This window comes from Wolbachia endosymbiont of Drosophila baimaii (genome assembly GCF_028982185.1).
In the GTDB taxonomy this organism is placed as follows: Bacteria; Pseudomonadota; Alphaproteobacteria; order Rickettsiales; family Anaplasmataceae; genus Wolbachia; species Wolbachia pipientis.
Window position 1 is genome coordinate 1 of record NZ_JAPQLE010000112.1, and the last position, 12,878, is coordinate 12,878.

A 12,878-nucleotide genomic window follows, 5' to 3' on the forward strand; every position below is an offset into this window, starting at 1 on the left:
AGGGTAGCTAGTTATTCACTATCCATTTTTTAAGTTGGCGTTTTTTAATGTTTTAAATGCTTTATAAGCGTATTTCAGCTTGTGTAGGTAGAAGTTTGATAAAGACATAAGGTGCACATAGTGCAAAAAATTAAACATGAGACGCCAGATACGTGAGTTTTTTTGTCATTTAATCTGTACAGAGAAGATAAATAAATAGCTTCAGTTTCATGATAAGGGGGCTGGCGGAGTTTGTCAAGTAAGTTTTTTCGTTTCTATGTTGTCAGCTACTTGGATGACGCCAATCTGAGTTAACTACACCAACTCACATTCAGCAAAAAAGAAAGCTATCTCCTTACGAGCATTTTCTAGACTATCTGAGCCGTGAACTCTATTTTCACTAATATCATCAGCAAAATCACCCCTGATTGTGCCTTTATCTGCCTGCTTTGGATCGGTAGCTCCCATGATTTGTCTGTATTTACTTACTGCATTTTCACCAACTAAAACTTGAACTACCACAGAACCAGAGGTCATAAACTCTACTAATTCCCCAAAAAAAGGCCTATCTTTATGAATTTCATAAAACAGCTCTGCTTGTTTTTTTGTTAGTAACATCATTTTTTGTGCTGTGATTTTCAGCCCAGATTGTTCGATGTAGGAATTTATATTGCCTGTAATATTATTTTTTACTGCATCAGGTTTTAAGATTGAAAGTGTCTTCTCAATTGCCATATTATTTCCTTATATAGAATAGTACATTTATAGATTTATTTTATTACAAATTTTAATTTCATAGAAGTGATTTTTTATCTATAATTAAGGACAAATCATCAAGGAGGTATTGTATGGGTAAATGTTGTAAAAATAACACTACTAAACAAGCTGAATCTACTACTAAAAAATTAGTAAGTAACTTTAAGTCATCGCTTTTGTGTGAAACAAAAGGGTTTTTGACTTTTAGTCTGGCATTTTTAAGTTATTTGGAATATAGTTCACATCATAATACAAAATTAAAAGAAGGTGCTGCCTTTGCGATGAGAAGAAACACTATTCCATTTCTTGAAATAACAATCATAGCACCGCTTGTTTGTTTTGCACTGCCAGCTATGCTAGGCAGTATGAGCCTCATGCAATGCGCACTTTTATGTGCTGCCTTAATGATTGCCACATGTTTTATTGTCAGAACTTTTCATCTGCGTGAGAAGTTAATGGAAAAAATCACTAACCATAGTAGAAAAGAAATAGACGCGGAATTTAAGAAAGATACTATAAAATTTCCTATTTTTGATCAAAATAGAAAACACATCGAGTATAATTCGCCCAATTCAGTGCAACCACTGAATGAAACGAGTAGCACCTCTCTTTTCGTTAAAGTTTTACTTTTCCCTCTAAAGGTTCTTTTGAAGGTCCTGCAAAGTTGTATAATGCTATCTTTAGCTGCTGTTGAACTTCTTGAAACCGTGCCAAGTTTTTGTGTTGATCTGTTTTTTGATAGAAGTTTTGAATCCACACAGAGTAACATGCAGAGATTTGGCCACTTATTGTATGCAAATGTGAGAAATTTAGTGCCTATAACTAAATTTGATGAGTGTGTAGCTAATTTTATAGGTACCCCGAAAGTAACTTGTTGTAGTAGTGCGTAGGTGAAAAAGGCAGTTATCTTATTTAATCTTGGCGGGCCTGATTCACTAAATGCGGTCCGTCCTTTTTTATTCAACCTTTTTTATGACAGGAGAATAATCAATCTACCGAATCCCTTTCGGTTTCTTTTAGCAAAGTTTATATCTGCGAAACGAGAAAATACTGCACGAAAAATATACGAGGAAATTGGAGGTAAATCACCAATTCTAGAGAATACAAAAATGCAAGCTAATGCTTTAGAACTAAAATTAAACGAAAATAGAAACCATGTACACAAGGTATTCATCTGCATGCGCTATTGGCGTCCATTTGCTGACGAAGTTATTGAAAGTGTAAAACAGTTTGATCCTGATGAAGTGATTCTGCTGCCACTGTATCCACAATATTCAACTACCACAACTCTGTCATCCATCGAGAATTGGCAAAAAAATGCTAAACGGTATGGCCTAAAATGCAATACAAAAATGATTTACCGTTATTATGATAACCAAGATTTTATTGAAGCTCACGCTAATCTGATAGCTAAGTACTATAAATTGGCTAGCAAAATCGGTAAACCAAGAGTCCTATTTTCAGCCCATAGCTTACCTCTTAGTATTATTAAAAAAGGCGACCCTTACGCTTCACAGGTAGAAAGAAGCATAGAGTTAATAGTAGAAAAGTTAGCTATCAATAACTTAGATTGGTCAATATGTTATCAGAGTAAGATAGGTCCTGTAAAATGGCTAGAGCCAAGCACTGAAAGTGAGCTATTACGCGCAAAAGCTGATGGTGTACCTGTAGTTCTATCACCTATGTCTTTTGTTTCTGAGCATTCAGAAACACTTGTGGAACTTGATGTAGAATATAAAGCAATTATCAAGGATGGATATTATTTTCGTGTGCCAACTCTCAGTACCGATCCCTTGTTTATAAAATGCTTAGCCGATTTGTGCATAAATCTCCCTTAAAGTCCTGATTTATAGGGCTTTTCTTTTAGGATTTTATGTGATAGAATAACAGAAAGTTATTAACTATTTCATGCCAAACAAGCTAAAAAAGAAATCTAACATACTCGCACAAAAGGTGCATGATATTTATGATCATGATTTCAGGAAGGTAATCTGCATCACAACAGGTTTAACAGCCCTATTGTGTAAGATTTCACTGCAATTTTGCTGCGAGTTCATTGACAATAATAGATCCAATATCTTTCTTATACGGAATGTTGCTCGACTAGTAAAGTTTCCGACATCTATTCTATACATTGCCCATTCTGCATTTACTCTACAGGATCTAATTAAGGATTACAGAAACCCTGAGAGTAAAAAAGAGCTGGCAAAAATTGTGGGTAAATCGGCTAATCTTGCAAGCAGCATCATAGAAGCATTGATGATGTTGAAAGTCATCCATTTTTTTACTAGGAGTAATGCAGACGTAATAAGTCACATTCACTTAACATCAACGATCCTATTTCTGTTTATTTCGGAACCTATAAGCTACTATTATTCATGGAGAAAATACCTAGATAATAAGGATCCTGAAAAGTCTGCTAAGTGTAAGAAGGACCTTATTATCAGCACATTAACTTTGTCATTAGGTTTGTTAAACTTCACATTAAAAAGAATGGAGACTGCAACCATACCAATAAACTTAGGTAATGGTATAATCTATAATTTCAACTTAAGCGTAACAGTTAGCATAATATATAGTGCAGTATTTCTGGCAGTTCAGCTTGACAAATTGTTTCAACAACCTGTCAATGATGATCCTTCCACTGAACTTGATAGTGCTGGCCATAACCATATTCAGCACGGTAATGATGGTAATGATCTGCCCGATGGTAACGCTGTGGAAATGTAAGGGTTAGAGGTGAAAAGATTTTATTTCCACTGCCAACGCTAGTACTGCTAATTTGCTAACAATACTCCAAAGTGACAGAATTTTACCTTCCACAACCTGGCTAACATCATGAAACTCACAGTCAGTGGCATTCAAGCTAGAATATACATCTTTCCTGCTATTACATCGGTATAAGTAACATGTTGGAGTATTTCCTATATAGTATATTAGCGGTTCTGCAGAACTGCTTTTAAATACGTCAATGGTTGGTACACCTTCTTGTATAATAACGCTATTGATTGCTATTTCTTCTTTTATCTTTTTCATTTTATGACGCTTTTTTTTATTGAGGTTTAATATTTCCTCTCCACTTGTTGCTGTTATAATGCCCATCCCATATGTGCCATTGCTTGCTTTGATAAAAACGTAAGGTTGTGTTTTTATTTCATATTCCTCATATTTTTTTTGCACTAGAGATAATATTTGGTCAACTTTAGTTGCTACTGCTCCTAGTGACAAATCATCATCAAAATCAACTCCATCACAGCTCTCTGTAAGCACAGAAATTAGCCATGGGTCTATTTTAAATTCGCCACAAAACTCAGACGCTAATTCTTGATAGATTTCAAAATACTTAAATTTCTGCCTGTTATGCCAACCGTATAGTGGGCTTGGTACTATATCTTGCTTTACGTCTTTTAGCGTGTCTGGAATGTGGCTCGTCATATCACGGTTCAGTATAATAACATCAGGCACAAATCCTGAAGTTGTCTTTAGCAGAGAGTTTTCTTTCACAACAGTTTCATACTGTTCTATTAAATTGTATACTTCATTATGTAAAAGGCCAATTCTAGTTTCAAAACCTGCGAGTTGCAGTACTTTCTCTATAACAAATACGTTTTCTATATACATTTTATTGCGTGTATAATTTTCCGGTATTATAAGAACCTTTTTGTATTGGTGTCTTTTAAAGTAGCTTTTTATCAATCTTGCTGCCATTGTTCTTGATTCTTCACTTAAGTTATTGAATCCTGCAGGAAATAAATTAGCGTCCACTGGGGCAATTTTGTAGCTGGAGTTTCTAAGATCTATAGAGCTATAAAATGGCGATGTAAGGCCATTAAATTTTGCTTCGAACCAATTATTTATACTTTTTTCCAAATCTGGGTGAATTATGTTTTGCATCTGCACTTTAAATGTTATAAGGAAGGTATTATATTATAAGCTATAGTTGAACATATTTAGTAAATTTGACTAAAGATTAAAGTATAATGAGATTCTTATTTAAAGTGATAGAAAAATGATTCAACACGATAACAATAAAATGTATGGCACTACTATATTATCAATTAGAAAAGATAAAAGTGTAGTAGTAATAGGTGACGGACAAGTTTCACTGGGCCAGACTGTTATAAAATCTGGAGCAAAAAAAGTTAGGCGTCTTTCTGGTGATTCCGTAATTGCTGGATTTGCCGGGGCAACAGCCGACGCATTTACTCTTTTTGAAAGATTAGAATCTAAACTTGACAAGCACCCAGGGCAATTAATGAGAGCATGTGTTGAACTTGCAAAAGACTGGAGAATGGATAAATATCTGAGGAAATTAGAAGCTATGATGATAGTTGCAGATAAATCTATTTCATTAGTAATTACGGGAACAGGTGATGTTCTTGAACCTGAAGATGGAGTCGCAGCTATTGGCTCTGGGGGAAATTTTGCTCTATCTGCAGCAAGAGCTTTAATTGACATTAAAGGAATATCAATAGAGGAAATTGCGAAAAAGGCCATGAAGATAGCTGGCGATATATGTGTTTATACAAATCATAATGTAGTTATTGAAAAGATAGAGGAGTGATATGTCTTCCAAGCAAAAAACTTTATGCACCAATTTTTCCAATCAGCCCATAACCCTTTCAGAAGGGCGGTCTTGTAGTAGTGGCACCTACGATGAAAAAGATAACCTCTATAAAGATACTAAGAGTGGTTTTGATTCAAATGACAGCGATGTTCAAGTTAATGACAGCACTCAAGTTTTGTTAGATGACCTGCCACCACAGAAGATAGTTAAAGAATTGGACAGATTCATAATCGGACAGGATGATGCAAAGCGTGCTGTTGCTATTGCGCTCAGAAATCGTTGGCGTCGCAATCAGGTTCCATTTCCATTGCGTGATGAGATCATACCTAAGAATATATTGATGATCGGTCATACAGGGGTTGGTAAAACTGAAATAGCTCGTCGCTTAGCAAAACTTGCCGGTGCACCGTTCATAAAAATTGAGGCAACGAAGTTTACTGAAATAGGGTACGTTGGACGTGACGTTGATTCGATAATACGCGATTTAGTTGATGCAGCAATAGTTTTAGTTAAAGAGAAAGCCCGTAAAGCCTTAGCTAAAAAGGCTTTAATTTTAGCTGAGAAAACAATAGTAAACTCTATGGTAGGCGAAAATGCAACCGAAGAGAGTAAAAAAATTTTTAGAGAAAGGTTGAGGAATAAAGAGTTTGAGGACGGAGAAGTTTCTATTAACGTCAGAGAGAGCAAGAGTATGTTACCTACTTTCGATATACCAGGCATGCCAGGTGGGCAAGTTGGTGTGATGAATGTAACAGAAATAATGGGCAAGATGTTTAACGGGAGCAAAAAAACAAAAACTATTACGGTGAAGGTAAAAGAAGCGCGTGAAATATTAATTAATGAAGAAAGTGAAAGGCTAATGGATGAAGATAAGATAATCAAAGAAGCCATTGATCTTGTTAGTAATGACGGTATAGTATTTTTGGATGAAATAGACAAAATTGCAGCGCGTACAGAAGTAAAAGGTGAAGTAAACAGAGAAGGAGTGCAACGCGATCTGTTACCATTACTTGAAGGAACAACTGTTACAACTAAGTATGGCCATGTAAAAACAGACTATATATTATTTATTGCATCTGGTGCTTTTCATCAATCTAAACCATCTGACCTCTTACCGGAATTGCAGGGCAGATTACCGATCAGGGTAGAACTTAAGGCACTTACTCAAGAAGATTTAATAAGAATATTAAAGGAACCAGAATCTAGTTTGTTAAAGCAGTACATAGCTTTAATGAAAACAGAAAATGTGACACTTGAGTTCACTGATGATGGTATAAAAACCATAGCTGAAATAGCGTTTACAGTTAATAGGCAAGTGGAAAATATAGGCGCAAGAAGGCTTCACACTGTTATGGAGAAGCTTTTAGATGAGATAAGTTTCATTGCTTCTGAGAAAAATAGCGAAAAATTCATTATAGATAGCAAGTATGTAAAAGATAAACTTGAGTCAATTTCGAAGCAGCTTGATTTATCTAAGTTTATACTTTAGGAAAAACGAAAAGCCTACTTTAAGTAGTATAGAAAGTGTTCAGAAGGTCAGCCAGTAGACCTAAAATTTCAGCTATATTCTTTAGGCTGTTTTTCAACAGTAGAATGGTGTGCTGCGACCTCTTGCTTAACATCTAAGCTTAAGTCAATTATTGAGATATTTTCTTCATCATAATCTATGTCTTTTATTAACATATCGTCAGTAATAGTCAAAAGGTCAGGCGGAGAAAGAATAGTTCTTTTATTACCAGCTCTCATTCCCACAACTCCAAGCTCTATAGCAAGTGGTATTTTTTTATCGCCAACCCTAAATTGCACTGTTTGATCTTTGGCTATATATTCTCCATTATGCTCCTTTACGCTATATTTAACCGATATCTCATCACCGCACCTTACTTGTTTTCCAGTCTTGTTAATTAAGTCATTAAAAACCATCAGATTATTTACTGAGTCGGGATATTTATCCTTTACTTCGATCAGTTTGACGTAATAAGAATTAAAATTCATTTTGTTATCATTGGCAATAGTAACTACACGCTCTCCGCCTTCTTTCATACCTATTACCCCTAAACTCACTTCTTTTAGGTTATCTTGACCTATTTTCAAAGTAACATCAGAAACTTTGCTAGGGAGTGTTGCTAAGTTATTATTAGAAATTTTATATATTTGCAATAGGACTTCCAGGCCACAAAAAGCCTTGCTGCCACTGCCTTCAGTAATTTCATAAAAATTTATTGAATCTTCTTCTTTTTGCTGCGTTATTTCTTCTAAATATTCTGTCAGCCCATGCTTTTCAATATAGCGGTCAAGTGCTGATTCAAGTATTGGCTTCACTAGGTAATATGCTATCGTCTGTATCAAACCACCATGCGTGGCATTTATCTCATAAAGCTTGTCCTTTTTTTCCGGTTTACCTTTATTTATATAGACAATAGTAAACACAAAAGTAGAAGTTAAAGTGAGAATCGTTACTACGGAAATAAGCATTTGTAATATAATTTTTCTAACCATCTTTCTTTACTTGATTCAATAAATCATATAAATAATTAGTATCCCCTGAAAGCGCACTCAAATTATCCAAGCCTTGTTTAAAGAGGCCGTCTATATAGTCCTCTACTTCACTTTTACCAAGCACAGACATTAGGTTATTTGTTTTATCTTGTTCGTAGTCTTCAATATCATCCTTAGCTTGAAAGATAAGCCCTAGATTTATTCCATAGTTATATAACGCTTTACGTTGCTTGTCTGTAGCATCCCCTATTATAGCACCTATTTCACATGAAACTGCAAATAGTTTTGCGGTTTTCATCAAATGAATTTCTTTTATTTTATCAGCTTGGCCCGACGTCATTCCAGCGTCATACATACAGCCGTACGAATGTTGTAGTTTTAAGGTAGAAAGGGTGTCATGCAAGTAGCTGACACTGGAATCCATTTCATGTTCAGCTCCACTATCGCATGGCTTTTTGCACGAAATGCTTGTAGGCAAAGCCTTCTGGATCCCAGTGTCCGCTACTTGAATGACAGAGGGTTGGGGTCTAAAATCTATATGCTCACTGTTAATATCTAAAGCCTGTCCTCCCACCATTCCCCTAATTCCTATTGCTTGAGAGAGCACTTTTATGATCTCACAGCGTTTCTCATTTAACGAAGATAATACCTCAAAAGCCAGAGTAAGTAGTGCATCTCCGGCAAGCACTGCTGTTGCTTCATCAAATTTTTTATGGCAGCTTAGCTGGCTTCTGCGAGTATCACTGTTGTCCATGCACGGTAAATCATCGTGAATTAGAGAGTAAGCATGAACAAATTCAATTGCTGCAGCAACTGATATTACTTTTTTAGCTTCCGCGTTAAACACTCGCGATGAAGCTACGACTAAAAAGGAGCGTATATGTTTTGCAGGAGCAAGGAGTATATAACGCATAGCCGATATAAGCTTATTCTCGCTATTTTCGGGTAAGAGTTTATTTACTTCTACAATAAGCAAATTTTTTGTTGTTTCGTCTAGCATTTTTGAATTGTTAATTGTTTAGCACGTAACGCTAGCCAGCTAGGGCAGTAGAAAACTTTACTGTAGTTTACCAGTTATAAAAGATATTGCAAACATAAAAATTTTTTATAACATCAAAGAATAGGTTATTTTTTCGGTAAGAAATGTGAATAGCGAACTAGCAAAGAGCACTAGAGAAGACATAGAAGAAAAAGTGAAAAAGATTATACTAGAGCATATTAGTAAGGATGTAGAGAAATTCAACAGCTCTTCAAAGCTTTCGGAGCATGGTACAGACAGCTTAGATGCAGTTGAAATCATCATGGCAGCAGAAGAAGAGTTTGGAATAGAAATTCCAGATGAAGACGCACAAAAAATGGAAACTATGGAGCAAATAGTTGAGTACATTAATAATAAAAAAGGCTAATAGTTAGTGTTAAATGAGCAGAAGAGTAGTAGTCACTGGTGTTGGTTTAATCACTCCACTAGCGGCAGATGTTGACAACACTTGGTCAAGGCTAATAAAAAGTGAGTCTGGCATAAAAGCAATCAATACGGATAGATTTGACTCTTCTGATCTTGCTTGCAAAATTGCAGGGCAGGTGCCGTTGCAATCAGACAACATTGAGCACCATTTCAATCCACTAGATTATATTTCTGAGAAAGACTCAAAAAGGACAGATCGTTTTATCCATTACGGTATTGCAGCAGCTATTCAGGCAGTAGATGATTCATTAATTTTGGAAAGCCAAAATATCAATCGGGAACGTGTTGGTGTGACTATTGGCTCTGGTATAGGTGGTCTTCCGTCAATTCAGGAAAATGTTATTACCATGCAGGAAAAAGGGCCCAGACGTGTCAGTCCATTTTTTGTCCCTGCAAGTCTAATAAATTTGATATCTGGCCATATTTCTATTAAATACGAATTTACAGGTCCAAACGATTCAGCAGTAACCGCATGTGCAACAGGTGCGCATGCAATCATAACCTCAGCAAGAACTATAAAACTTGGTGAAGCGGATGTTATGATTGCAGGTGGAGCAGAAAGTGCACTGTGTAGAGTTGGAATTGCAGGTTTTGCATCTATGAAAGCGTTATCAACTAAATTCAATGATAAACCCAAAGAAGCTTCAAGACCATGGGATGCAGAACGCGATGGTTTTGTTATGGGTGAAGGAGCAGGTATATTGGTGTTGGAAGAATACGAACATGCAAAAAAAAGGGGGGCAAAAATACATGCTGAACTGGTTGGGTACGGACTCACAGGAGATGCGCACCACATTACAGCACCACATCCAGAAGGAAGAGGCGCATTTAAGGCAATGCAGCTTGCTTTAAAGAGCGCACAAATTAATCCCAATCAAGTAGGGTATATCAATGCACATGGAACTTCAACGCCACTTGGAGATAAAATTGAAGTAATAGCAATGAAACAGTTATTCGGTGACTACGTTTATAAAATACCTGTTTCTTCAACTAAATCTTCTATAGGACATTTACTTGGTGCTGCAGGGAGCGTTGAAGCAATATTCAGTATTCTTGCGTTAAATAATGGAATTATTCCGCCAACCTTAAATTTACACAAGCCTTCAGAAGGATGTGATTTAAATTTTGTACCGTTTAAAGCTCAGGAGCATAAAATTCGATATGCACTTTCTAATTCGTTTGGTTTTGGTGGCACTAATGCATCGCTCATATTTGGACAAGTGTAATCAATTCTGCTGCTGAATAGCTAAAATGTACGAACATTATGATCTGTGATAGCTATATTATCTGTAATTTGCCTTTTACTGTCGATTTACTATACTTATTTGGTAAGATCTAGCTTAATTAAATGCACAAGATATTAATAAGAAATAACTACAAACCCCTGGTCGGAAAAATCAAGATTAATGGCTCAAAAAATGCTATTTTACCAATAATGGCAGCAAGTCTATTGAGCAGCTTCCCGGTAATTTTGCATAATGTACCTGATTTAATTGATGTGCATCTAATGTCTAAGCTGCTTGAGAGTCTTGGAGCGAAAGTGAACTTTACACGCAATAAAGATTATAAAGCAAATCATACTTTGAAAGTTGACTGCGGTAATATCAATAATCACGTAATGTCACATGAAACTGCAAGTAAGCTGCGAGCATCTCTTTTAATGCTAGGTCCAATTCTCAGTAGATTTGGTAAAATCACAACAGTCTTTCCTGGTGGATGCAATATCGGAAAGCGTCCCGTTGATATACATATCAAAGCATTAGAAGAAATGGGAGCTAAAATTGAAGTTGAAGGCTGTAATATAATTGCAACAGTGAAAGGAAAGCTACAAGGAAAAGAAGTTACACTTGAGAAAATAAGCGTTGGTGCAACAGAAAATATAATAATGGCAGCAACACTTGCAGAAGGAGTGACAATAATAAACAATGCTGCAACAGAGCCGGAAGTTCTTGATTTAATAGAGTTCCTAAAGAAAATGGGTGCTAATATTGAGATTAGTGATACAAGGATCACAATAACAGGAGTTGAAGCATTAAATGGATGTGTTCATAAAATAATACCAGATCGCATAGAAGCAGGCACCTATGCACTAGCTGCTATAATAACCGGTGGTAAGTTGGAGTTAGAAGGAATAAGTCTATCTGATATAAGATGTATTGTGAATGAATTGAAGGCTATAGGGGCTAATGTTGAACTATATAATGAGGGGGTTATGATTTCCAGAAAAAATTGCTCTATTAGGTCTGCTAACATTGCAACAAACCCTTATCCAAATTTCCCCAGTGATATGCAACCACAACTGATATCTGCAATGTGCATCGCTGATGGGATATCAGTAATTGAAGAGAACATTTTTGAAAACAGATTTGCACATGCAGATGAATTGAGAAAGTTAGGCGCTAATATCAGCATCGAGAAAAGCAAAGCTACTATAAGTGGGATAAAAAGCTTATCTGGAGCTAATCTGTGTGCCACTGATTTAAGGTCAACAGCAGCTTTGATACTTATTTCTTTGGTAGCCAGTGGAGAAACTATAATAAACAATTCGCATCATTTATGGAGAGGATATGAAGCAATGCACGAAAAACTCAATTCATGTGGAGCTGATATCTCCATTTCATCTTGAGGACATACTATGAATGAAGCAACTAAACGAACTACAGTAAAAGAAATAGATGAAATCTTATATGAAGAACATAAGGTATTAGACCATGGATTTATTCGAGTAATGGATTATATGGGCTCTGATAGCGCTATAGTTCAAGCTGCTCGTGTTTCTTATGGCAAGGGAACAAAACAGATAAGTCAGGATGAAGCACTTATAAAGTATTTAATGAGACATCATCATACAACTCCATTTGAAATGTGTGAAATTAAGTTTCACGTGAAACTTCCAATTTTTGTTGCAAGGCAATGGATAAGGCATAGAACTGCAAATGTGAATGAATATTCAGCAAGGTATTCAATACTTGATAATGAATTTTATACACCTAAACCAGAACAAGTTGCAAAACAATCTGACAATAATAAACAAGGTAGCGGGGAAGCTTTTGATCCAGATACCTCAAAGGAAATAATAGATTCTCTAACAAATGACTCTAATTTAGTATATTCTCATTATGAAAAATTTATTGAGCAGGGGCTTGCAAGAGAAATTGCCAGAACTAACCTAATGCTTAATTACTACACGCAATTTTATTGGAAAATAGATCTGCATAATCTCCTTCATTTTTTGAAGCTTAGAGCTGATAAGCATGCCCAATATGAAATCAGAGTTTATGCAGAAGTTATGCTGGATATAATAAAAAAATGGGTTCCACTGGCCTACAATGCCTTTGTTGAATATTGCCTAGAATCAGCCTGTATTTCAAGAACTGGTCTAGAAATAATTCGCAAATTAATTAAAGGGGAAAACGTTACTAGAGAAGAAAGTAATATTGGTAAAAGAGAATGGGACGAGCTGATGTCTATACTTGATAAACAATCTTAAAGATAAAGGCATACGCGTCAATCTCCTCTGTCAGTTATAGCTCTTTCCATAAAAGTCCGGATGTGATAGGATAAGGATAGATGATGATAAGGAGGTTGAATGCCAGCAGCATATAGTTATGA

The 12,878-nt window shown here is 35.8% G+C and carries 13 protein-coding genes; 9 read left to right on the plus strand and 4 right to left on the minus strand.

Features of this window, described 5'->3' with window-relative positions; translation table 11 throughout:
- Nucleotides 1-294: 294 nt before the first annotated feature.
- The gene (gene ndk / locus OZD66_RS03715; protein ID WP_015589428.1) at nucleotides 295-714 is read right to left on the minus strand and encodes a nucleoside-diphosphate kinase; all 420 of its coding nucleotides are present in this window, start codon (nucleotides 712-714) and stop codon (nucleotides 295-297) included.
- A gap of 113 nt (nucleotides 715-827) precedes the next feature.
- Between ndk and OZD66_RS03720 the strand changes: the two genes are divergently transcribed.
- From OZD66_RS03720 to OZD66_RS03730, 3 genes are all read left to right on the plus strand, one after another.
- Nucleotides 828-1,625, plus strand: a complete 798-nt coding sequence (locus OZD66_RS03720; RefSeq protein ID WP_182367872.1) for a hypothetical protein — start codon at nucleotides 828-830, stop codon at nucleotides 1,623-1,625.
- Nucleotides 1,626-2,573: a ferrochelatase gene (gene hemH, locus OZD66_RS03725; RefSeq protein ID WP_182367875.1), complete on the plus strand. Its 948-nt coding sequence runs from the start codon at nucleotides 1,626-1,628 to the stop codon at nucleotides 2,571-2,573.
- A gap of 70 nt (nucleotides 2,574-2,643) precedes the next feature.
- Entirely contained in the window at nucleotides 2,644-3,465 is an 822-nt protein-coding gene (locus OZD66_RS03730; RefSeq protein WP_182367877.1) for a hypothetical protein, read from the plus strand.
- Between the two features lie 3 nt (nucleotides 3,466-3,468).
- On the opposite strand, the gene gshA is transcribed toward OZD66_RS03730, so the two are convergent.
- Complete coding sequence (gshA, locus tag OZD66_RS03735; protein WP_182367880.1) at nucleotides 3,469-4,629, minus strand: glutamate--cysteine ligase; 1,161 nt, start codon at nucleotides 4,627-4,629, stop codon at nucleotides 3,469-3,471.
- Nucleotides 4,630-4,744: 115 nt separating this feature from the next.
- Between gshA and hslV the strand changes: the two genes are divergently transcribed.
- Nucleotides 4,745-5,299 carry an ATP-dependent protease subunit HslV gene (gene hslV / locus OZD66_RS03740; protein WP_182367883.1) on the plus strand — a complete coding sequence of 185 codons (555 nt, stop codon included), beginning with the start codon at nucleotides 4,745-4,747 and terminating at the stop codon, nucleotides 5,297-5,299.
- Nucleotide 5,300: 1 nt separating this feature from the next.
- The gene (gene hslU, locus OZD66_RS03745) at nucleotides 5,301-6,791 is read left to right on the plus strand and encodes an ATP-dependent protease ATPase subunit HslU (RefSeq protein ID WP_182367886.1); all 1,491 of its coding nucleotides are present in this window, start codon (nucleotides 5,301-5,303) and stop codon (nucleotides 6,789-6,791) included.
- Nucleotides 6,792-6,859: 68 nt separating this feature from the next.
- On the opposite strand, the gene OZD66_RS03750 is transcribed toward hslU, so the two are convergent.
- Both OZD66_RS03750 and OZD66_RS03755 read right to left on the minus strand, forming a co-directional pair.
- Complete coding sequence (locus OZD66_RS03750) at nucleotides 6,860-7,801, minus strand: FKBP-type peptidyl-prolyl cis-trans isomerase (RefSeq protein ID WP_182367890.1); 942 nt, start codon at nucleotides 7,799-7,801, stop codon at nucleotides 6,860-6,862.
- On the minus strand, nucleotides 7,794-8,801 hold the full coding sequence (locus tag OZD66_RS03755) for a polyprenyl synthetase family protein (RefSeq protein WP_182367893.1): 1,008 nt from the start codon (nucleotides 8,799-8,801) through the stop codon (nucleotides 7,794-7,796). The genes OZD66_RS03750 and OZD66_RS03755 overlap by 8 nt, the downstream gene beginning before the upstream one ends.
- 145 nt (nucleotides 8,802-8,946) lie before the next feature.
- Between OZD66_RS03755 and acpP the strand changes: the two genes are divergently transcribed.
- The 4 genes from acpP to thyX all read left to right on the plus strand — a co-directional run bounded on the left by acpP (nucleotide 8,947) and on the right by thyX (nucleotide 12,756).
- Nucleotides 8,947-9,207 carry an acyl carrier protein gene (gene acpP / locus OZD66_RS03760; protein WP_006279836.1) on the plus strand — a complete coding sequence of 87 codons (261 nt, stop codon included), beginning with the start codon at nucleotides 8,947-8,949 and terminating at the stop codon, nucleotides 9,205-9,207.
- 13 nt (nucleotides 9,208-9,220) lie between these two features.
- Nucleotides 9,221-10,492, plus strand: coding sequence for a beta-ketoacyl-ACP synthase II (fabF, locus tag OZD66_RS03765; protein WP_182367896.1), 1,272 nt, complete (start codon nucleotides 9,221-9,223; stop codon nucleotides 10,490-10,492).
- Between the two features lie 122 nt (nucleotides 10,493-10,614).
- Nucleotides 10,615-11,892: a UDP-N-acetylglucosamine 1-carboxyvinyltransferase gene (gene murA / locus OZD66_RS03770; protein ID WP_182367899.1), complete on the plus strand. Its 1,278-nt coding sequence runs from the start codon at nucleotides 10,615-10,617 to the stop codon at nucleotides 11,890-11,892.
- A 9-nt stretch (nucleotides 11,893-11,901) separates the two neighbouring features.
- A complete protein-coding gene (gene thyX, locus OZD66_RS03775) occupies nucleotides 11,902-12,756 on the plus strand; it encodes an FAD-dependent thymidylate synthase (protein ID WP_182367903.1) in 855 nt (284 codons plus the stop codon).
- Nucleotides 12,757-12,878: the final 122 nt, after the last annotated feature.